The following is a 21,781-nucleotide window of genomic DNA, read 5'->3' on the forward strand; positions in this document are numbered from 1 at the left end:
TTCCTCAGGGGAGGTTGCCGAAGCGCTCCAGCATCAGCGCGAAGAAACCATCGGCGTCGATGCGGCGCAGCACGTTGCAGTTCTTGCGGCGACCGGTGACGTGCCACCAGTCGACGACGGTCATGCCGATGGTCTCGGGCGACATCAACTCGATGGTGACGTTGCATTGCTTCTGCTCGTAGAGATGCGGTGCGAGCAGGTAGCCGGTGACGCAAGCGTCGTGGATGGGCCGGGCCTCGGTCGGGAATTTGTGCGAGCCGTACTGGCGGTAGAAATCGGCCATATTGGCGGCTTCGATTGCCGAACGGGTGCCGAGCGCACGCAATTGCTGCAGCCATTCCGGCGTCATCTGGGCGGTGTAGGTGCAGTCGATGCCGGCCATGGTCACCGGCACGCCGGAATCGAACACGACCGCAGCCGCATGCGGGTCGACCCAGATGTTGAATTCGGCGGCAGGCGTGGCATTGCCGCCCTCGAAGAAGCCGCCGCCCATCAGCACGACTTCGCGGATGCGCGGGATGATGCGCGGCTCCATCACCATCGCCATGCCGAGATTGGTCATGGGGCCAAGCGTGCAGACGGTGATTTCGCCTTCGGGGGCGGCCATCAACGTGTCGACAAGGAAGTTGACGGCATGCTTGTCCTGCAGCGGCTTTTCCGGCTCGGGCAGGACGCAGCCGTCGATGCCGGTCGGGCCATGGACATATTCGGCGGTCTTGAGCGCCTTGACCATCGGACGCGAGCAGCCGGCATAGACCGGCACGTCGGACCGGCCAGCGAGTTCGGCGATCTGCAGCGCGTTGCGCGAGGTCAGTGCCAGCGGCACGTTGCCGCCGACGGTGGTCAGCGCCAACACCTCGAGCTCGGGCGACCCCAGCGCGAACAGGATGGCAAAGGCGTCGTCCTGGCCGGGGTCGGTGTCGATGATGATCTTTCGCGGCGACATGGCTCTTCCCCAAGGTTCGATCGCCGGATAGCTTCGGCGGCATTGCAAGAATTGGGCGTCAATGCATACAGTACTGTATGTTATTTTCAAGACGGGTTGGCAGACCTCCCGTTGGCACATCGGGGAGAAATGAATGGGGCCTTCAGTCGATCCGGTGCCCGCTGGCGACATCCAGCCGAAGATCGCCGACGTCGTCATCGTCGGTGGCGGCATCATCGGCGTCAGTGCTGCGCTGTTCCTGGCGAGGAAGGGCATTTCGGTCGTCGTCTGCGAGAAGGGGCATGTTGCCGGCGAGCAGTCGAGCCGCAACTGGGGTTGGTGCCGGCGAATGGGCCGCGACCCCCGCGAGCTGCCGCTGATCGTCGAAGCGTTGAAGATGTGGGGCGGCATCGAAGAGCTGGTCGGCGAAGACGTGGGCTTTCGCCGCACGGGCATCCTGTATCTCTGCCAGGACGAAAGCGACGTCGAACACCATGCCGAATGGGTGAGACGCGCCGGCGACTATGCGCTCGACTCGAAGATGATCGAGGGAAGAGCGCTGGCCGATCTCATGCCCGGCGCGCAAAAGACGTTTAGGGCAGCACTGCACACGCCGAGCGACGGCAGGGCCGAGCCGCAGAAAGCAGCACCCGCGATCGCCCGTGCCGCCCAGCGCGCCGGCGCACGCATCCTTTTGCGCTGCGCGGTGCGCGAGATCGAGACCGAAGCGGGCCGCGTCTCGGGCGTGGTGACCGAGAACGGACCGATCCGGGCGAGCACCGTCGTCGTCGCCGGCGGCGCGTGGTCGAGCCACCTCTGTCGATCGGTCGGCATCCGCTTGCCGCAACTTGCCGTGCGCTCGTCGGTGATGCGTACCGGTCCTGTTGAAGGCGGCCCCGATGGCGCTGCCTGGACGGAAGGTTTTGCCTACCGCAAGCGTCTCGACGGCGGCTACACCATCGCCGACGGCACCATCAGCTATCATCATGTGAACCCCGACAGCTTCCGCTACTTCACCGATTTCCTGCCGATCCTGTCGCGGGAGTGGCGCTCCATCGGCCTGCGCTTCGGCGATTTCCTCGGTGGCCCATTCGGGCTTTCGCCCAGGCTGGAAGGCGAGGGCAGTGTCTATGAGCGGCACCGCACGCTTGATCCCGAACCGGCAGTTGCCCCGCTCGAGGCTGCTCGCGCCAACATGGAGAAGGTCTTCCCGGTGCTGAAAGGCGTACCTACGCTGCAGCGCTGGGCCGGCTTCATCGACGCCACGCCGGATGCCGTGCCGGTGATTTCGCCTGTCAAATCGCTGCCCGGGCTGGTCATCGCCACTGGCTTTTCCGGCCATGGCTTCGGCATCGGCCCGGCCGCAGGCAGGCTGGCCGCCGATCTGGTGATGGGCAATGCGCCGCTCGTCGATCCGCAGGCCTTCCGTTACGAGCGCTTCATCGACGGCACCAGGCATCGTCCGACGACGGGGGTATGATGGTGCTCAGCCGCCGGCAAGGATGCGCTGCATCTCCCGCAGGGCGGCATCGCGCTGCGGGTCCCGGCCCGCGGCGTAGGGCAGGCTGAAAGCCACCGGAATGTCGGGTGCGACGCCGATCCCCTCAAGCCGCACATCGTCGCCGATGACAGCGTCGGAGACCGCCACTTCGAGCAGGCTGTCGTCGGGCAGCAGATAGGCACGCCCGGCCAGCAACGCGCCGGCGGTGCGGGCGCCGACGAGCGGAATGCCGTTGCTCTTCAACGCATAGGCGAACAGTTCCAGACCGCTTCGCGCGCCTTCGTCGATGATCGCGACAACAGGTTTTTGCCAGCGCATATTGGCAAGTGTCGCCTCGCCCTTGCGCGGGATGAGCCGGAATGTCGGTGTATCGCCGACAAACAGCTCGGCCGCATCGGAAGGGCCGCCGCCCCAGCGGCCGCGCAGGTCGACGACCATGCCGTCGACGTCCTTGAGGCGACCGTCGGCCATTTCACGGGCAACGATGTCGAGACCATCAGGTGCCGAAAGGGTCCATAGCCTGACATAGCCTATGCGCTTTCCGTTTTGCTCGGAGACGCCGACGCTTGCCTCGATCGCCTGCTCGAATGTCCTGAGCGGACGCAGCCGCTCCACCGCTACCTTGACGGTCGTGGGTTCGGCACCGGCGTCCCGGCGCAGCCTGATCTCGACGGTGCGGCCGACCTTGTCGCTGAATGATGCAATCTCATGATAGGGCGCGCCGTCGACCGAAAGGATCTCGTCGCCAGTCAGGATCCCTGCCCGGGCCGCCGGGGAGCCGTCATAGACGTCGCTGACGAACAGCGACCCTGCCAGCGGTTCGGCGATCATGCCGATGCCGGGATAGCTGACCTGGCCGTCGGGCGGAAACAGCCGCCGCATGTCGTTGCGGATGGCAAAGCGGAAGATGTCGGCGAGCTCGAAGTAGGCGATCGTGTCGGGTTCGAAACGGCCGGTGTGGGAGGCCTGAAGACTGGCAAGCACGGTATCGATCGCCTTGTCGACCCGCGTCTCCGAACTGTTCGCGTTGAGTGGCCCGGTGCCGATTTCCTGCCTGACTGCTGCGCTGAACCGTGGCAGCGCCGAGGCGTCGTGGAAATTGTCGATGACGAGCTCGACGGCGCGGTCAAAGACGGCATTGCCCGATTTCGGCGGTGCCTCATCCGCCATAGCTGCCAAAGGCTGCAGCAGATGGAGGGCTGTCGCCATGAGGAAGCCGAGGGTCTTGATGTCCATGGGCGGTTCCTTCTCCGGTCCATTATCGGCCTAAGCGGCGGCAGGACGAGCCCCCTTGCTGACAAGTTTGCGTGAGCGGAACTGGCGCCATGCATGCGGTGGCCGGGTAGGTTTCACCCTATCCGACAGGGGGTCGGCACATCTGAAAGAGTAGGCCCGGTCCAACGCCCAAAGGTCCGCGAATCTATCCCGGCAGGTGTTGTGAGCCGGCGGTACAAAACCGATCATCCTCCCGAAAGCCACAGACAGGCGCCACGCCGCAACAATATTCGGGAGGACTTTTCATGGCCGGCTTCAATCAGCTTTTCGTTCCAGGACCGACCAACGTTCCGGAGAGTGTCCGGCAGGCGATGAACATGCCGATGGAGGACATGCGGGCGCCGGATTATCCGACCTTCACGCGCGGTCTGTTCACCGATCTGATGAAGGTCTTCCGCAACGAGACCGGCCGCGCCTTCATCTTCCCGTCCTCGGGCACCGGCGCCTGGGAGTCCGCCATCACCAACACGCTGAGCCCCGGTGATCGCGTGCTGATGTCGCGCTTCGGCCAGTTCTCGCATCTGTGGGTCGACATGGCCGAGCGCTTCGGCCTCGATGTCGACGTCGTCGATGTCGAATGGGGCACGGGCGTTCCCGTCGAGATCTATGCCGAACGCCTGGCAGCCGACAAGGAGCACCGCATCAAGGCGGTCTTCGTCACCCACAATGAAACCGCAACCGGCGTGACCAGCGATGTCGGCGCCGTGCGTGCCGCCCTCAACGCCGCCAAGCACCCGGCGCTGCTGTTCGTCGACGGCGTGTCGTCGGTCGGCTCGATCGACTTCCGCCAGGAAGAGTGGGGTGTCGACTGCGCAGTGTCCGGCTCGCAAAAGGGCTTCATGCTGCCGCCCGGGCTCGGCTTCCTGTCGGTCAGCCAGAAGGCCCTCAACGCTGCCAAGACTGCAAAATTCAGCCGCTGCTACTTCTCGTTCGAGGACCAGATTCGCGCCAACGACACCGGCTACTTCCCCTACACGCCGGCCGTCCAACTGCTGCGCGGCCTGCGCGCTGCCCTCGACCTGATCCAGGAAGAAGGGCTCGACAACATCTTCGAACGTCATCACCGGCTGGCGACCGGCGTGCGCAAGGCGGTCGACGCGTGGGGCCTGCGCGTCTGCGCCAAGGAAGCGAAGTGGAATTCCGACACGGTCAGCGCGATCGTGGTTCCGGAAGGCATCGACAGCGCCGACATCGTCCGCCGCGCCTATAACGGCTACCAGACCTCGCTCGGCGTCGGCCTCAACAAGGTCGCCGGCAAGGTATTCCGCATCGGCCATCTCGGCTGGGTCAACGAAGTGATGATGTGCGGTGCGATCTCGGCCGCCGAGATGTCGCTGCGCGACTGCGGCGTCAAGGTTCAGCCGGGCTCCGGCGTCGGTGCCGCACTCGAACACTACCGCCTGTCGGCTCAGCCGGCCGTCGCCAAGGCAGCCTGAGGGAGGATCGCATGAGCCATACACTCCACCACCTCCGCAAGCTGCGCCTGCAACGCTCGGAGCTCGCCGTTCCGGGCTCCAATCCGGAGATGATCCGCAAGGCCGCCGACGGCGAAGCCGACTACATCTTCCTCGACATCGAGGATGCGGTGGCGCCGCCTGACAAGGAGCGGGCGCGCAAGAACATCATCCAGGCGCTGAACGAAATCGACTGGCGCGCCAAAGGCAAGACCATTTCGGTCCGCATCAACGGCCTCGATACCCATTACATGTACCGCGACGTGGTCGACGTGATGGAACAGGCAGGTGACAAGCTCGACACCATCCTGGTGCCCAAGGTCGGCGTGCCCGCCGACCTCTATACGGTCGACGCCATGGTCACCCAGATCGAGATGGCCAAAGGCTTCAAGACCCGCGTCGGCCTGGAAGCGCTGATCGAGACAGCACTTGGCATGGCCAATGTCGAGGCCATTGCTGCCTATGGCGGCCGGCTCGAGGCGATGCATTTCGGCGTTGCCGACTATGCCGCCAGCTGCAAGGCGCGCACGGTCAGCATCGGTGGCCTCAACCCCGATTACCCCGGCGATCAGTGGCACGCCGCCCTGTCGCGGATGACGGTTGCCTGCCGCGCCTACGGCCTGCGTCCGATCGACGGCCCGTTCGGCGATTTCTCCGATCCGGAGGCCTACATCGCCGCCGCCAAGCGCGCGGCAGCCCTCGGCATCGAGGGCAAGTGGGCGATCCATCCCTCCCAGATCGAGCTGGCCAACGCTGTGTTCTCGCCGCCGGAGAAGGAAGTCACCCGCGCCCGTCGCATCATCGAGGTGCTCAAGGAAGCCGAGGAGCAGGGCAAGGGTGCCGCAGCGCTCGACGGCAAGATGATCGACGCCGCATCCGAACGCATGGCCCGCAACGTCCTGGTCATGCACGACGCAATCGAGCAGTCGGCGCGGTCGCGCAACAGCCTGCCAAACTGAGGAGGAGTTCGACATGGATATTCATGAATATCAGGCCAAGGAACTGCTCGCCCGCTACTCGGTGCAGATCCCGCGCGGCGGCCTGGCCTACAGCCCGGAGCAGGCGACCTATCGCGCCAGCGAGATCGGCGGCGGCAAATGGGTGGTCAAGGCACAGATCCATTCCGGTGCCCGCGGCAAGGCCGGCGGCATCCGCATCTGCACCACCGACAACGAGGTCTCCGAGGCTGCCGAATCCATGCTCGGCCGCAAGCTGGTGACGCACCAGACCGGGCCCAAGGGCAAGCTGGTGTCGCGTCTCTATGTCGAGGAAACCGTCGATATCCGCCAGGAGCTCTATCTCGGCATCGTGCTCGACCGCAAGTCGGAGCGCGTCATGATCGTGGCTTCCGCGTCGGGCGGCATGGAGATCGAGGAGATCGCCGAAAAGCAACCCGACTCGATCATCCGCGCTATCGTCGATCCGGGCGCCGGCATGCAGCAGTTCCAGGCCCGCGAGATCGCCTTTGGTCTCGGCCTCGACAACAGCCTGATCGGCAAGGCCGTCGACACGCTGCTCGGCTGCTACCGCGTCTTCCGCGATTTCGACGCCTCGATGCTGGAGATCAACCCGCTCGTCATCACCAAGGACGGCAATCTGATCGCGCTCGACGCCAAGATGTCGTTCGACGAAAACGCCCTGTTCCGCCGCGCCGAGATTTCGGAGCTGCGCGACAAGTCGCAGGAAGATCCGCGCGAAACCTTCGCCAGCGACCGTGGTCTGTCCTATGTCGGCCTCGAAGGCAACATCGGCTGCATCATCAACGGTGCCGGCCTCGCCATGGCGACGATGGACATGATCAAGATCGCCGGCGGTGAGCCTGCGAACTTCCTCGACATCGGCGGCGGTGCGTCGCCGGAGCGTGTTGCCAAGGCATTCCGCGCCGTGCTCGCCGACAAGAACGTCGACACGATCCTCGTCAACATCTTCGCCGGCATCAACCGCTGCGACTGGGTGGCCGAGGGCGTGATCAAGGCTATCCGCGAAGTTGGCGTCACCGTGCCTCTGGTCGTGCGGCTCGCCGGAACCAATGTCGAAGAGGGCCGGCGCATTCTCGCCGAGTCGGGCGAAAAAGTGATCGTCGCCGAGACGCTCGCCGAGGCGGCCGAAAAGTCGGTCGAAGCGATGCGCGCCTACTCGAAATCAAAAAAGAACTAAGGGAGGTCGAAATGGCAGTTCTCTTGAATCGCCGGACGCGCGTCATCGTCCAGGGTCTGACCGGCAAGATCGGCTCGTTCCATGCCGATGACATGAAGCGCTACGGCACCAACGTGGTCGGCGGCGTCACTCCGGGCAAGGGTGGGCAGGTCCACCAGGGCATTCCGGTGTTCAACACCGTCCGTGGTGCCGTGCGCGAGACCGGTGCCGAAGCCTCGATCGTCTTCGTGCCGCCGCCCTTCGCGGCAGACTCGATCATGGAAGCGGCGGAAGCCGGCCTGAAACTCTGCGTCTGCATCACCGACGGCATCCCCTCCCAGGACATGATGCGGGTCAAACGCTATATGCGTCGCTTCCGCTATGAAGACCGGATGCGCCTTGTCGGCCCGAACTGCGCCGGCGTCATCACCCCCGGCCAGGCGCTGATGGGCATCATGCCCGGCAACATCTACCTGCCGGGACGTGTCGGCATCGTCGGCCGCTCGGGTACGCTCGGTTATGAAGCTGCCTCGCAGATGAAGGCGCTGGGCATCGGTGTTTCGACCTCGGTCGGCATCGGCGGCGACCCGATCAACGGCTCGTCCTTCAAGGACATCCTCAAGCTGTTCGAAGACGATCCGGACACGGATGCCGTGGTCATGATCGGCGAGATCGGCGGTCCGCAGGAAGCCGAGGCCGCCGAATGGGCCAGGCACAATATGCGCAAGCCGCTCATCGCCTACATCGCCGGCCTTTCGGCGCCGAAGGGCAAGCGCATGGGCCATGCCGGCGCCATCATTTCGGCCTTCGGCGAATCCGCCCAGGAGAAGGTCGAAATCCTGCGCGAAGCCGGTGTGACCATCGTGCCGACCCCGGCAGCCTTCGGCCCGACTGTCGCCAGCGTGCTCGAGCAGCAGAAGAAGGCCGCCTGACCTGGCCTTCGGGGAGCCGGCGCCGACCGGCTCCCCTCTGTCCGGCTGGTGCACCGGCCGATTATCGATGATCCATCGCATGATGTGTCGTTTCGAACTGCTAAAGTGCGCCTTGCGCGTTCAACAGCGACGCGTGGCGCTCCAAGCATGACCAAGGAATTGAAATGAAACCTCGCGTTATCGTCACCCGCCGCTGGCCCGCGGCAGTCGAGCAGATCCTGGCGGAACGCTTCGACACGACCTTCAATCAGGGCGATGCGCCGCTTGGCCCGACCGAGCTCAAGGCAGCGTTCCTGAACTTTGACGCGATCCTGCCGACCGTCAGCGACAAGCTGCCGGCGTCGGTCTTCCCCGATGCCGACATCCGCACCAGGATCCTTGCCAATTTTGGTGTCGGATTCAGCCATATCGACACGGACGCCGCTCGCGCCCGTGGCATCGTGGTGACCAACACGCCTGGCGTGCTCACCGACTGCACCGCCGACATCGGTATGAGCCTGCTGCTTTCGGTCGCCCGGCGGGCGGGCGAGGGCGAGCGCCAGGTTCGCGCCGGCCAGTGGGCAGGCTGGTGCCCGACCCACATGATCGGCGCCAAGGTCACCGGCAAGACGATCGGCATCATCGGTATGGGCCGTATCGGCAAGGCCATGGCCAAGCGCGCGCATTTCGGCTTCGACATGGATGTCGTATTCTACAATCGCTCCAAGGTCGACGATGAGGAAACCCGCGCCATGCGCGCGCGCCAGCTGGCAAGCATCGAAGAGGTGTTGGCCGCGTCCGACTTCGTGTCGTTGCATTGCCCCGGCGGTGCCGAGAACCGTCACCTGATCAACGCCGACCGGCTTGCCGCGATGAAGCGCAGTGCGTTCCTGATCAACACGGCGCGCGGCGACGTCGTTGATCAGAAGGCGCTGGTAACCGCGCTCGACAGCGGCACGATCAGGGGCGCCGGTCTCGACGTCTATGATGGCGAGCCCGACGTGCCCGGCGCCCTGATGCGCATGGAAAATGTGGTGTTGTTGCCGCATCTGGGCAGCGCCACCGAGGAAACCCGCGTGGCCATGGGCATGAAGGCGGTGGACAATCTGACCGCCTTCTTCGAGGGCCGCGCCTTACCCGACAAGGTGGTGTGATGTATCTCGACTGCTCGGTTTCGGCACTGGTCAAGCTTCGCGCGCAGGCAACCGCCCTGTTTCGCGAAGGCATCGCGGCTTCCGATCCCGAGCAGGCGGTCATTTCCACACTTGAAACCAAAACGGATGAGATCGCCGCTGCAAGGCGCGTCATCCTGATCGCCTTTGGCAAGGCGGCGTGCCCGATGGCGCGCGCGGCCTTGCCTTTCATTGGCGACAAGCTTGTTACCGCCGTTGCGGTGACCAATTTCGAGAACCTGGCCGACATCGAAGGCGTCGAAGTGATATCAGGCGGTCACCCCTTGCCCGACGAAGGCAGCATCAGGGGCGCCGAGCACATAGAACGCGCTGCCCTGTCGGCCGAACCGGGCGACCTGGTGCTGGTGCTGGTCAGCGGCGGCGGTTCAGCGCTCACCTGCGCTCCAGCCGCCGGTATTGCGCTCGCCGACAAGATCGCGCTCAACGACACGCTGATCCGCTGCGGCGCCGACATCAGCGAAATCAACGCCGTCAGGCAACTGTTTTCGCGGCTCAAGGGCGGACGCCTCGCCCAGCTCGCGTCGCGGGCCAAAGTGTTGTCGCTCATCCTGTCCGACGTGCCCGGTGATGATGTCGGCACTGTCGCCAGCGGTCCGACCGCGCGGCCTTCGGCGACACAGGCCGAGGCCATCGCCATTCTCGACCGTTATGGTCTGGTCAGGACGCTGTCGCCGGCGCTCAAGGCGCATCTCGACCTGCTCGTAGAACGCGACGAGGTCGCGACCAGCTTCGACCATGTCGAGAACATCGTCATCGGCAGCAATGGCATCAGCCTGCAAAGGGTGATGCACAGCGCCGAGGCCAATTATCCTGTTGTCGTCAAGGCGGATGACTGGCTGAGCGGCGACGTATCAGATGTCGCCAAGACCTTGCACCGCATGGCGGTGTTTGCCGCCAGCCAGCGCGGTCCCGTCGCGATCGTCGCCGGAGGCGAGCCGACGGTTCGCGTCGCCGGCAACGGCAAGGGCGGACGCAACCAGGAACTGGCGCTGCGTTTCGCATTGCTCAACGAGTGGACCTCGATCAAGCGCCCCTGGGTTTTCCTGAGCGGTGGCACCGATGGCCGCGATGGCCCCACGGATGCCGCTGGCGCCATCGTCGACGCCGGCTCGACCACCTGGATGCGCAAGCTCGGCTGCAACCCGGTGGCGCATCTGCAGAACAACGATTCCTATCATGCGCTGGCATCGTCGGGCGACCTTCTGATGACCGGCGCCACCGGCACCAATGTCGCCGACCTGCAAATACTGCTGATGCAGTAGCCGCGACTGCGCTCTTCGGAACCTGTCCAGTCTGCGCTCGGCCAGTCGCTGGCCCGTTGACCGCATTGCTGCGTTTGTCAGAATCTGTTGAACGCGCCGCCGAAAATGTTTACTCTCGGTGAAATAGATTCAGCGAGCAGAGACAGGCGGCGGCATATGAGCAAGGACAAGGCAGCGGAAAAGAACGGGCATTCGAAGAAGAATGGCAAGGCCATGTCGGCTGCGGTTTCAGCCGGTGCCGCAAAGTCCGCGCTGTCTCACGTCTCGCCGCCGCTGCACCAGGATCCGCACGCCGTCCGCGACACGCGCGAAAAAGTACTTGAAGTGGCGATCGGCCACGAGGTGCGGGCCTTCCGCAAGAAGCTCGGCATCACCGTCGCCGACCTTGCCTCGGCCACCGACATCTCCCTCGGCATGCTGTCGAAGATCGAAAACGGCATCACCTCGCCATCGCTGACGACATTGCAGGCGCTTTCGCGAGCGCTCGGCGTGCCGGTCACGGCCTTCTTCCGCCGCTTCGAGGAGGAGCGCAACGCCGTGTTCGTCAAATCGGGCGAGGGCGTCGACGTCGAACGCCGCGGCACGCGTGCCGGGCACCAGTATACGCTGCTCGGCCATATCGGTTCCGACACATCGGGCGTGACGGTCGAGCCCTATCTCATCACCTTGTCGGAAGATTCCGACGTCTTCCCGACCTTCCAGCATGACGGCATGGAGTTCCTCTACATGCTGGAAGGCGAGGTCGTTTACCGCCACAGCAATAATCTCTATCGCATGACGCCGGGCGACAGCCTGTTCTTCGATGCTGACGCGCCGCACGGCCCGGAAGAACTGACGCATCTGCCGATCAAATATCTGTCGATTATTTCTTATCCACGCGGTCGCGGCGGCGACTAAGCAGTTCGCGCTTCAGCTGCGCGAGCGAAACGCGGGATTTTCGTCGCGCGCCCGTCTGAGTTGCTGAATTTCCGTCATGGACCATGAAATGGCCGGCCAGGTAGGCTGGCCTTTTTTGCTGTTGGGATTTCGCTGCCACTTCACCCAACACTGCACGTCGCGCTGCTCGGCGCCGGTTCCTGAAGTTTGCTGGCTGCGAATACCTCTTTCCGGCCAACCGGCCGGGCAGGGGATGGGGACCTGCGCCCGAGAGCCGGCGAACGACCCCGGCTACGGTTTTTGTCGGCTCCGTTGTTTTTCTACAGGAATAAAAAATTCATCACAGTTGAATTGGCATCCGGAACCTGCTAGCTTTTGTCACAGGCAGCCAATCAGGTGAGGAAACCGGGATGTGCGGAATTGTAGGACTCTTTTTGAAGGACAAGTCGCTGGAGCCCCAATTGGGCGCATTGCTGTCCGAAATGCTTGTAACCATGACCGATCGTGGCCCCGATAGCGCGGGCATCGCCATCTACGGCGGCGGCACAAAAGGTCATGCCAAGGTCACCATCCAGTCGGCCAATCCGGACGTGGACTTCAAGGGTCTGGACGCCGAGCTCGGCAAGAAGATCGGCGCCAAGGTTTCGTCGACTGTAAAATCCACTCACGCCGTGCTCGACGTGCCGACCGAAAAGGTCGCCGAAGCCCGTGCAGCACTTGCCGAACTGCGCCCCAGCGTCCGTGTCATGGGCGCCGGCGAAGCGATCGAAATCTACAAGGAAGTCGGCCTGCCGGTCGAAGTCGTGAAGCGCTTCGACGTTACCAAGATGAGCGGCAGCCACGGCATCGGCCATACCCGCATGGCCACCGAATCCGCCGTCACCACGCTCGGCGCGCACCCCTTCTCGACCGGCCCCGACCAGTGCCTGGTGCACAACGGCTCGCTGTCGAACCACAACAACCTGCGCCGCGAACTGATCCGCGACGGCATGCGCTTCGAGACGGAAAACGACACCGAAGTTGCCGCAGCCTATCTGTCCTCGAAGATCGCGCACGGCCAGAACCTCGGAGAGGCGCTGGAAAGCAGCCTGAACGACCTCGACGGCTTCTTCACCTTCGTCGTCGGCACCAAGAACGGCTTCGGCGTCGTCCGCGACCCGATCTCCTGCAAGCCCGCCGTCATGGCCGAAACCGACCAGTACGTCGCCTTCGGCTCCGAGTATCGCGCCCTCGCCAATCTGCCAGGCATCGAAGACGCCAAGGTCTGGGAGCCCGAGCCGTCCACCGTCTATTTCTGGGAGCACTGAGATTATGCATTCAACAAATCTTGCGACCGCGCCTCTGCACCAGGCCAACTACGCGCCGAAGACCTTCGATCTGTCCAAGATCACTTTGCGCGAGTTCAACCAGGCTCTTCACAATGTGAAGGATGCCGCCGGTGAATCGAACTGGGAGGTTCTCAACCCCAAGGGCAGCCACGCCGTTGCCGTCGGCGCCGAACACGCGATCTCGATCGATGTGCAGGGTTCCGTTGGCTACTATTGCGGCGGCATGAACCAGAACAGCACGATCACCGTGCATGGTTCGGCCGGCCCCGGCGTCGGTGAAAACATGATGTCGGGCACGATCATCGTGAAGGGCGACGCCAGCCAGTACGCCGGCGCCACCGGCCGCGGCGGCCTGCTTGTCATCGAAGGCAACGCCTCGTCGCGCTGCGGCATCTCGATGAAGGGCATCAACATCGTTGTCCGTGGCAATATCGGCCACATGTCGGCCTTCATGGCCCAGTCGGGCAACCTCGTCGTCCTCGGCGATGCCGGCGATGCGCTGGGCGACTCGATCTACGAAGCCCGCCTGTTCGTGCGCGGCTCGGTGAAGAGCCTCGGCGCCGACTGCATCAAGAAGGAAATGCGCCCCGAGCACATTGCCATCCTGAAGGACCTGCTTGATCGCGCCGGCATCACCGACGTCAAGCCGGAAGAGTTCTCGCGCTACGGTTCGGCGCGCACGCTCTACAACTTCAACATCGACAACGCCGACGCTTACTGAGGAACACTATGAGCTATCACAATCCTCCGACGACGCCACGCAAGTCGGCCACGTTCGATGAATACGCGATGTCCGAAATCCGTCGCGCCGCAGCGACGGGTATCTACGACATCCGCGGCTCCGGTGCGAAGCGCAAGGTCCCGCATTTCGACGACCTTCTGTTCCTCGGCGCCTCGATCTCGCGCTATCCGCTCGAAGGCTACCGTGAAAAGTGCGACACGTCGGTCGTTCTGGGCACGCGTTTCGCCAAGAAGCCGATCGAGCTGAAGATCCCGATCACGGTTGCCGGCATGAGCTTCGGCTCGCTGTCGGGCCCGGCCAAGGAAGCGCTGGGCCGTGGCGCAACGCTCTCCGGCACCTCGACCACGACCGGCGACGGCGGCATGACCGAGGAAGAGCGCGGCCACTCCAAGCAGCTCGTCTACCAATACCTGCCGTCGCGCTACGGCATGAACCCGCGTGACCTGCGTCGCGCCGACGCCATCGAAATCGTTGTCGGCCAGGGCGCAAAGCCAGGCGGCGGCGGCATGCTCCTGGGTCAGAAGATTTCCGACCGCGTCGCCGAGATGCGCACGCTGCCCAAGGGCATCGACCAGCGCTCGGCCTGCCGCCACCCCGACTGGACCGGTCCGGACGATCTCGAGATCAAGATCCTCGAAATCCGTGAGATCACCGACTGGGAAAAGCCGATCTACGTCAAGGTCGGTGGCGCACGCCCCTATTATGACACGGCCCTTGCCGTGAAGGCCGGTGCCGACGTCGTCGTGCTCGACGGCATGCAGGGCGGCACGGCAGCAACCCAGGAAGTGTTCATCGAGCATGTCGGCCAGCCGACGCTTGCCTGTATCCGTCCGGCAGTGAAGGCGCTGCAGGATCTCGGCATGCACCGCAAGGTTCAGCTCATCGTCTCCGGTGGCATACGCAATGGTGCGGATGTGGCCAAAGCGCTGGCGCTCGGTGCCGATGCAGTATCGGTCGGTACCGCGGCACTTATCGCACTCGGCGACAACGACCCGCGTTGGGAGGATGAATACCAGAAGCTTGGCACCACCGCCGGTGCCTACGACGATTGGCACGAGGGCAAGGACCCTGCCGGCATCACCACGCAGGACGTCGAGCTGATGAAGCGCGTCGATCCGATCGCGGCTGGTCGCCGTCTGGCGAATTATCTGAAGGTCATGACGCTTGAGGCACAGACGATCGCCCGTGCCTGCGGCAAAAATCACCTGCACAATCTCGAGCCTGAAGATCTCTGCGCTCTTTCGATCGAAGCTGCCGCCATGGCTGGCGTGCCGCTTGCGGGGACAAGCTGGGTACCTGGTAAGGGTCCCTTTTAAAACCACAAGGATTGGGAGGAGCAATTCATGGGTACGGCCTTCGAAGCCAAAATCGATCAGTCAGAGGTGACCGATCTCAAAGAGTTCGCAAGGGCTCGCAACATCAGATACTTCATGGTCTCGTATACGGACCTGTTCGGCGGCCAGCGCGCCAAGCTGGTACCGGCCCAGGCCATTTCGGACATGCAGAAGGACGGAGCCGGCTTTGCCGGCTTCGCGACTTGGCTGGACCTCACGCCGGCGCACCCCGACATGCTTGCCGTGCCGGATCCGCTCTCGGTCATCCAGCTGCCCTGGCGGCCGGAAGTGGCCTGGCTCGCATCGGACTGCCTGATGGAAGGCAAGGGCGTTGCCCAGGCACCGCGCAACACGCTGAAGCGCCTTGTCGCCGAAGCCGCCAAGGAAGGCATGCGCGTCAAGACCGGCGTCGAGCCGGAATTCTTCCTGACGACGCCGGATGGCAACCAGATCGCCGACGAGTACGATACCGCTGCAAAATCCTGCTACGATCAGCAGGCCGTGATGCGCCGCTTCGACGTCATCGCCGAAATCTGCGATGCCATGCTCGACCTCGGCTGGAAGCCCTACCAGAACGACCATGAGGACGCGAACGGCCAGTTCGAGATGAACTGGGAGTATGACGACGTCCTGCAGACCGCCGACAAGCACTCCTTCTTCAAGTTCATGGTTCGCTCGATCGCCGAAAAGCACGGCCTGCGGGCAACCTTCATGCCGAAGCCGTTCCAGGGCCTGACCGGCTCGGGCTGTCACGCCCACATCTCGGTGTGGGATCTTGCCGGCAAGTCCAATGCCTTCGCCGACAAGAACATGGAACTGGGCCTGTCGGAGAAGGGCCGCTACTTCCTCGGCGGCATCATGAAGCATGCTTCGGCGCTCGCCGCGATCTGCAACCCGACCGTCAACTCCTACAAGCGCATCAACGCACCGCGCACCGTCTCCGGGGCTACCTGGGCGCCGAACACGGTGACCTGGACCGGCAACAACCGCACCCACATGGTGCGTGTGCCCGGCCCTGGCCGCTTCGAACTGCGTCTGCCCGACGGCGCGGCCAATCCGTACCTGATGCAGGCGATCATCATCGCCGCCGGCCTCAGCGGCATTCGCACCAAGGCCGATCCCGGCCCGCGCAGCGATGTCGACATGTACCGCGAGGGCCACACCGTCACCCACGGTGCCAAGCTGCCGCTCAACCTGCTCGACGCGCTCCGCGCCTATGACGAAGACAGCGAGCTGAAGGCCGCGATGGGCGAGGAGTTCTCCGCCGCCTACATCAAGCTCAAGCACCAGGAGTGGAACTCCTACGCGTCGCACTTCACCCAGTGGGAACGCGACCACACGCTGGACGTCTGAGGCACCCAAACAGGCTGTGCCCGGTCGTGGAGACCGGGCGCGGGCCTCGGATACACCTCACATTTCGCCGGAACACATGCGATGAAATATTCGATCTTCTCACTCGCCAAGGCTGCATTGTCGGGCCACAAGGGCTGGACCCGGGCCTGGCGCGATCCGGCGCCCAAGAGCCACTACGACGTGATCATCATCGGCGGTGGCGGCCATGGTTTGGCCACGGCGTATTTCCTCGCCAACGAATACGGCATCCGCAACGTTGCGGTGCTGGAAAAGGGCTGGATCGGCTCCGGCAATGCCGGCCGAAACACCACCATCATCCGCTCCAACTACGGTCTTCCCGGCAATACCGGCTTCTACGAGATGTCGATGAAGCTGTGGGAGCGCATGGAGCAGGATCTCAATTACAACGCGATGGTTTCCCAGCGCGGCATCATCAACCTCTACCACTCCGATGCCCAGCGCGACGCCTTTGCCCGTCGCGGCAACACCATGCGGATCAACGGCATCGACGCCGAACTGCTCGACGCGGTGCAGATCCGCAAGGAACTGCCATTCCTCAATTATGACAGCCCGCGCTTTCCGATCATGGGCGGCCTGCTGCAGCGACGCGGCGGCACCGCCCGCCACGACGCGGTTGTGTGGGGCTACGCCCGCGCCGCCGACCAGCGCGGCGTCGACATCATCCAGAACTGCGAAGTCACCGGCTTCGTGCGCGACCACAACGGCAAGATCACCGGCGTCGAGACGTCGCGCGGCAAGATCAGCGCCGGCAAGGTCGGCATGGCGGTCGCCGGCAACACCTCCCGCGTGGCGGCGATGGCCGGCATGAAGCTGCCGATCGAAAGCCATGTGCTGCAGGCCTTCGTCTCCGAAGCGATCAAGCCGCTGATCCCAGGTGTCATCACCTTCGGCGCCGGCCACTTCTATATCAGCCAGTCCGACAAGGGCGGCCTTGTCTTCGGCGGCGACCTCGACGGCTACAACTCCTACGCCCAGCGCGGCAACATGCCCGTCATCGAAGACGTTTGCGAAGGTGGCATGGCGGTCATGCCGATGATCGGCCGCGTCCGCATGCTGCGCCAGTGGGGCGGCATCATGGACATGTCGATGGACGGCACGCCGATCATCGACAAGACGCCGATCGATGGCCTCTACCTCAACGCCGGCTGGTGCTATGGCGGCTTCAAGGCGACGCCGGCTTCGGGCCTCGTCTTCGCCCACCTCTTGGCGCGCGACGAACCGCATCCGGAAGCGGCACGCTTCCGGCTCGACCGGTTCCGCCGCGGCGCGATGATCGATGAAAAGGGCCAGGGCGCCCAACCCAACCTGCACTGAAAGCGAGACTGGCGGAATGCGTATTGCATGTCCTTTCTGCGGCGAACGCGAGAACGGCGAGTTCACCTATCTCGGCGACGCTTCGCCCAAGCGGCCCAACTTCGCAGTCGATAGCGGCGAAAGCCCCGAGGGCGTCGAGGACGCCTTCTACGACTACGTCTATCTGCGCGACAACGTCGCCGGCTACATGCGCGAGTACTGGTACCACGGTGGTGGCTGTCGCTCGTGGCTGATCGCCGAGCGCAACACGGTGACGCATGAATTCAGATCGGTGACCGCAGCCCCAGGCGTTGGCGCGGCCAAGCCGGTGCAGGCAGGAGAATAAAGATGTCGGGCTATTCCGGATCCGAACCGCTCGGCAGGACGGCCGCACTCGAGGGCGCGCCGACCAGCGCCCGCAGCCAGGCAGCTTCAGCCAGCCAGTCGCATCGCCTGCGCAGCGGCGGCCTGATCGACCGCCAGCAGCCGCTGCAGTTTTCGTTCGATGGCAAGGTCATGTCGGGCTTTGCCGGCGACACGCTGGCCTCGGCGCTGGTCGCCAACGGCGTCAAGCTGGTCGCACGCTCGTTCAAGTATCATCGCCCGCGCGGCATCATCACCGCAGGCTCCGAAGAGCCGAGCGCGCTGGTCGAGATGCGCAGCGGCGCCCGCAAGGAGCCGAACACCCGCGCCACCACGCAGGAGCTCTATGACGGGCTGGTTGCCCAGAGCCAGAACCGCTGGCCGTCGCTGCGCCGCGACTTCATGTCGATCAACCAGCTGGCCGCGCCGATCTTCGTCGCCGGCTTCTACTACAAGACCTTCATGTGGCCGGCGAAGTTCTGGGAGAAGGTCTACGAGCCGCTGATCCGCCGTGCGGCTGGTCTCGGCAAGAGCGCCGAGTTGCCCGATCCAGACCATTACGACAAGGCCTGGGCGCATTGTGACGTGCTCGTCATAGGTGGTGGTGCCGCTGGTCTTTCGGCTGCCCTGGCGGCTGGCCGCGCCGGTTCGCGCGTCATCCTCGTCGAGGAAGACAGCCGTCTCGGCGGTCGTCTGCTCAGCGACGGTGGCGAGATCGACGGCATGCATGCCGAGGAGTGGGTGCGTCGTACGACCGAAGAACTCACAGCCCTTCCGAATGTCCGCATCATGGTCCGCACCGCGCTGTTCGGTGTCTATGATGGCGGCGTCTATGCCGCGCTCGAGCGTGTCAACGACCATGTTCCGGTGCCGGGTCCGCATCAGGTCCGCCAGCGTGTCTGGCGCATCGTCGCCAAGCGTTCTGTGGTGACGGCAGGCGCCATCGAGCGGCCGATCGTTTTCCCGGGCAACGACCGTCCGGGCGTGATGATGGCATCCGCCGTGCGCACCTATGTCCACCGCTTCGCGGCGATGCCGGGTCGCAAGGTGGCGCTGTTCACCAACAATGACGACGGCTGGCGCACGGTCGAGGCGATCCAGCAGGCGGGCGGCGACATATCGGCCGTGATTGATCCGCGCGGCAAGGTGCCGGCGGAATACCAGGCGCTGGCCGAGCTTTCCGACCTGCGCGTTCTTTCGGGCGGCGTCTCCGACGTCAAGGGTGGCGTCGACGGCGTGCGCGGCATTGTCGTCACCGACGGCAATGGCCGTGCGCAGCAGATCGACGCCGACTGCCTCGCCGTCTCCGGCGGCTGGAACCCGAATGTCGGGCTGTCCTGCTTCCATCGTGGGCGGCCCGTCTGGCGCGACGACATCGCTGCCTTCGTTCCCGGCGATGCGCCGAAGGGCATGACCACTGCCGGTGCCGCCAATGGCGAGTTCTCGCTCGGCGCCTGCCTGCGCGATGGTCATGCTGCAGGTGCAACGGCCGCTGCCGAATGCGGTGCATCGGGCAATGCCGGCGAAGCGTCGGAAGCCGGCGATGAGGTCTATGCGATCTCGCCGCTCTGGCAGGTCAAGGCCAAGGGCAAGGCCTTCGTCGACTTCCAGCACGACGTCACCGCGTCCGACGTGACGCTGGCGCAGCGCGAAGGTTTTGAAAGCGTCGAGCATCTCAAGCGCTACACCACGCTTGGCATGGCGACCGACCAGGGCAAGACGTCGAACATCACCGGCCTCGCCATCATGGCCGAAGCCACCGGCCGCACCATCCCGCAGACCGGCACGACGATCTACCGTCCGCCCTATGCGCCGGTGGCGATCGGTGCGCTCGCCGGTCATCATCGCGACGAGAACTTCCATGCCTGGCGCCTGACGCCGTCGCATCGCTGGGCTGCTGCCCGGGGCGCTGTTTTCGTCGACACCGGCCTGTGGAAGCGCGCGCAGTGGTATCCGCAGCCGGGCGAAAAGGACTGGCTGGAGTCGGTGACCCGCGAAGTGCTGGCCGTGCGCAACGGCGTCGGCTTCTGCGACGTCTCCACCCTCGGCAAGGTCGATGTCCGCGGTGCGGACGCCGGCACCTTCCTCGACCGCGTCTATATCAATGCCTTTTCGTCGCTTGCCGTGGGCAAGGCGCGTTACGGCCTGATGCTGCGCGAGGACGGCATTGTCATGGACGACGGCACGACCTCGCGTATCGCCGAAGACCACTACTTCCTGACCACGACCACGGCCAAGGCCGGCCCTGTGATGGCGCATCTCGAATTTTGCCGCCAGGTGCTCTGGCCTGAACTCGACGTGCAACTGTCGTCGGCTTCGGACCAGTGGGCGCAGTTCTCGATTGCTGGGCCCAACACCCGCAAGCTGCTCCAGGAACTTGTCGATCCGTCCGAGGACATGTCCAACGAAGGTTTCCCCTTCATGGGCGCCCGCGAGGTCAAGCTGCGCGGCGGCGTCACTGCCCGCTTGTTCCGCATCTCGTTCTCAGGTGAAATCGCCTTCGAAATTTCAGTCCCGGCTCGTTATGGCGCTGCCATGGCGCAGAACCTGATGATCGCCGGCCGCGACCTGGGCGTCACGCCCTATGGCACCGAAGCCCTGGGTGTGATGCGCATCGAAAAGGGCCACGTCGCCGGCCCCGAGCTCAACGGCACCACGACCGCCGACGATCTCGGCCTCGGCAAGATGATGTCGAAGAAGAAGGACTTCATCGGCCGCGTCATGGCCGGTCGCGAAGCACTGACGGCACCTGACCGCCAGGTCGTCGTCGGCATCAAGCCGCTCGACCAGAAGCGTCGCCTGCGCTCCGGCGCCCATGTCGTTCCCAAGGGCGCGATCCCCGGTCCGGAAACCGACCAGGGCTACGTCACCTCGGTCTGCTATTCGCCGATGCTGGAACAGTGGATCGGCCTTGGCCTGGTCGAACGCGGCCGCGAGCGTTTCGGCGAAGTCGTGCGCATCCACGACCCGTTGCGCAGCGAAGACTACGAAGCCGAAATCTGCAACCCAGTCTTCTACGATCCAGAAGGAGCGCGCCAGCGTGGTTGATTATCTCTGGAACACCCAATCGCCGTTGCAGAAGGCGCTTGTTCCCGGCCGCCATGGCGCCGCCGGCGCACATGCCGGCGTGACGCTCAATGAAGTGCGCGATATCGTGCTGGTGCAGGTCATGGCCCGGCGCGGCAAGGCAGCAGAGACGGCCAAAGCCGCCAAGAAGCTGTTCGGCATCGAGGCGCCGGCTACGCCCAAGGCTGTCACCGGCAAGACGGCGACGCTGATCTGGTCGGGCCCCGATCAGTTCACGGTCATTGCGCCCCGGACCGACGAGGCGTCGCAGCTTGCGGCCATGGTGCAGGTCTTTGCCGGATCAGCATCTTTGTCCGACCAGTCGGATGGCCGCTGCTTGATCCGGGTTTCAGGCCCACGTGGCCGCGACGCCATCGCCAAATTCTCGTCGCTCGATCTGCATGACCTGGCCTTTCCGGTCGGCGCAGCGGCGAACACGTCGGTCGACCACACGGCAGTCAACTTGTGGCGCGACGCAAATGGCGCTGACGGGCATCCTGTCTACAACATGCTGGTGTTCACCAGCTTTGCCGACAGCCTGTGGCACACCATCGTGGACTCGTCGCTGGAATATGGCGTCGAGGCGGCGAGCGCCCGGGCGGCCTGACGCGCCAAACGTTCCAGGAGATACAAAGCCCTGTTCCAGCGAGCGGGGCTTTTTTCGCTTGGCTCGCTGGTTCGCGAGGGCAGGCTGTAACTCAGTCGCGAAAAATGATGTTGCCGCAAACGCTGGAGCGTTCGCGGCAAA

General features: G+C 64.3%; 18 protein-coding genes. 16 read left to right on the top strand and 2 right to left on the bottom strand.

Features of this window, described 5'->3' with window-relative positions; genetic code table 11:
- Window positions 1–4 precede the first annotated feature (4 nt).
- Entirely contained in the window at window positions 5–946 is a 942-nt protein-coding gene (locus tag Amn_RS28990) for a nucleoside hydrolase (RefSeq protein ID WP_067967852.1), read from the bottom strand.
- Window positions 947–1,079: 133 nt separating this feature from the next.
- Between Amn_RS28990 and Amn_RS28995 the strand changes: the two genes are divergently transcribed.
- Complete coding sequence (locus Amn_RS28995; protein ID WP_286298451.1) at window positions 1,080–2,405, top strand: NAD(P)/FAD-dependent oxidoreductase; 1,326 nt, start codon at window positions 1,080–1,082, stop codon at window positions 2,403–2,405.
- Between the two features lie 6 nt (window positions 2,406–2,411).
- Here Amn_RS28995 and Amn_RS29000 read toward each other — a convergent pair whose 3' ends face one another.
- Window positions 2,412–3,662: a S41 family peptidase gene (locus tag Amn_RS29000; protein ID WP_067967858.1), complete on the bottom strand. Its 1,251-nt coding sequence runs from the start codon at window positions 3,660–3,662 to the stop codon at window positions 2,412–2,414.
- Window positions 3,663–3,946: 284 nt separating this feature from the next.
- Here Amn_RS29000 and Amn_RS29005 point away from each other — a divergent pair, with 284 nt between their 5' ends.
- From Amn_RS29005 to Amn_RS29075, 15 genes are all read left to right on the top strand, one after another.
- A complete protein-coding gene (locus Amn_RS29005; RefSeq protein WP_067967860.1) occupies window positions 3,947–5,137 on the top strand; it encodes an aminotransferase class V-fold PLP-dependent enzyme in 1,191 nt (396 codons plus the stop codon).
- Between the two features lie 11 nt (window positions 5,138–5,148).
- Window positions 5,149–6,114, top strand: a complete 966-nt coding sequence (locus tag Amn_RS29010; RefSeq protein ID WP_067967863.1) for an HpcH/HpaI aldolase/citrate lyase family protein — start codon at window positions 5,149–5,151, stop codon at window positions 6,112–6,114.
- A 13-nt stretch (window positions 6,115–6,127) separates the two neighbouring features.
- Window positions 6,128–7,312 carry a malate--CoA ligase subunit beta gene (locus tag Amn_RS29015; protein WP_067967867.1) on the top strand — a complete coding sequence of 395 codons (1,185 nt, stop codon included), beginning with the start codon at window positions 6,128–6,130 and terminating at the stop codon, window positions 7,310–7,312.
- 11 nt (window positions 7,313–7,323) lie between these two features.
- Complete coding sequence (gene sucD / locus Amn_RS29020; protein WP_067967870.1) at window positions 7,324–8,223, top strand: succinate--CoA ligase subunit alpha; 900 nt, start codon at window positions 7,324–7,326, stop codon at window positions 8,221–8,223.
- Between the two features lie 164 nt (window positions 8,224–8,387).
- Window positions 8,388–9,356 (top strand): 2-hydroxyacid dehydrogenase, encoded by a 969-nt coding sequence (locus tag Amn_RS29025; protein WP_263005230.1) that lies wholly within the window; start codon window positions 8,388–8,390, stop codon window positions 9,354–9,356.
- The gene (locus Amn_RS29030) at window positions 9,356–10,657 is read left to right on the top strand and encodes a glycerate kinase type-2 family protein (RefSeq protein ID WP_286298466.1); all 1,302 of its coding nucleotides are present in this window, start codon (window positions 9,356–9,358) and stop codon (window positions 10,655–10,657) included. Before Amn_RS29025 ends, Amn_RS29030 begins: the two co-directional genes overlap by 1 nt.
- Before the next feature lie 156 nt (window positions 10,658–10,813).
- A complete protein-coding gene (locus tag Amn_RS29035; RefSeq protein WP_154384337.1) occupies window positions 10,814–11,554 on the top strand; it encodes a helix-turn-helix domain-containing protein in 741 nt (246 codons plus the stop codon).
- Between the two features lie 389 nt (window positions 11,555–11,943).
- Window positions 11,944–12,840, top strand: coding sequence for a class II glutamine amidotransferase (locus tag Amn_RS29040; RefSeq protein WP_286298472.1), 897 nt, complete (start codon window positions 11,944–11,946; stop codon window positions 12,838–12,840).
- A 4-nt stretch (window positions 12,841–12,844) separates the two neighbouring features.
- On the top strand, window positions 12,845–13,582 hold the full coding sequence (locus tag Amn_RS29045) for a GltB/FmdC/FwdC-like GXGXG domain-containing protein (RefSeq protein WP_067967917.1): 738 nt from the start codon (window positions 12,845–12,847) through the stop codon (window positions 13,580–13,582).
- An 8-nt stretch (window positions 13,583–13,590) separates the two neighbouring features.
- Window positions 13,591–14,919 (top strand): FMN-binding glutamate synthase family protein, encoded by a 1,329-nt coding sequence (locus Amn_RS29050; RefSeq protein WP_182576238.1) that lies wholly within the window; start codon window positions 13,591–13,593, stop codon window positions 14,917–14,919.
- A 27-nt stretch (window positions 14,920–14,946) separates the two neighbouring features.
- The gene (glnT, locus tag Amn_RS29055; protein WP_067967923.1) at window positions 14,947–16,290 is read left to right on the top strand and encodes a type III glutamate--ammonia ligase; all 1,344 of its coding nucleotides are present in this window, start codon (window positions 14,947–14,949) and stop codon (window positions 16,288–16,290) included.
- A gap of 81 nt (window positions 16,291–16,371) precedes the next feature.
- Window positions 16,372–17,625 (top strand): sarcosine oxidase subunit beta family protein, encoded by a 1,254-nt coding sequence (locus tag Amn_RS29060; protein WP_067967926.1) that lies wholly within the window; start codon window positions 16,372–16,374, stop codon window positions 17,623–17,625.
- A 16-nt stretch (window positions 17,626–17,641) separates the two neighbouring features.
- Window positions 17,642–17,950, top strand: a complete 309-nt coding sequence (locus tag Amn_RS29065; RefSeq protein ID WP_067967931.1) for a sarcosine oxidase subunit delta — start codon at window positions 17,642–17,644, stop codon at window positions 17,948–17,950.
- 2 nt (window positions 17,951–17,952) lie between these two features.
- Window positions 17,953–21,015: a sarcosine oxidase subunit alpha family protein gene (locus tag Amn_RS29070; protein ID WP_286298485.1), complete on the top strand. Its 3,063-nt coding sequence runs from the start codon at window positions 17,953–17,955 to the stop codon at window positions 21,013–21,015.
- A complete protein-coding gene (locus Amn_RS29075; protein WP_067967934.1) occupies window positions 21,008–21,640 on the top strand; it encodes a sarcosine oxidase subunit gamma in 633 nt (210 codons plus the stop codon). Before Amn_RS29070 ends, Amn_RS29075 begins: the two co-directional genes overlap by 8 nt.
- The last annotated feature ends 141 nt before the right edge of the window (window positions 21,641–21,781 follow it).

Source organism: Aminobacter sp. Y103A (assembly GCF_030294925.1).
GTDB lineage: Bacteria > Pseudomonadota > Alphaproteobacteria > Rhizobiales > Rhizobiaceae > Aminobacter > Aminobacter ciceronei.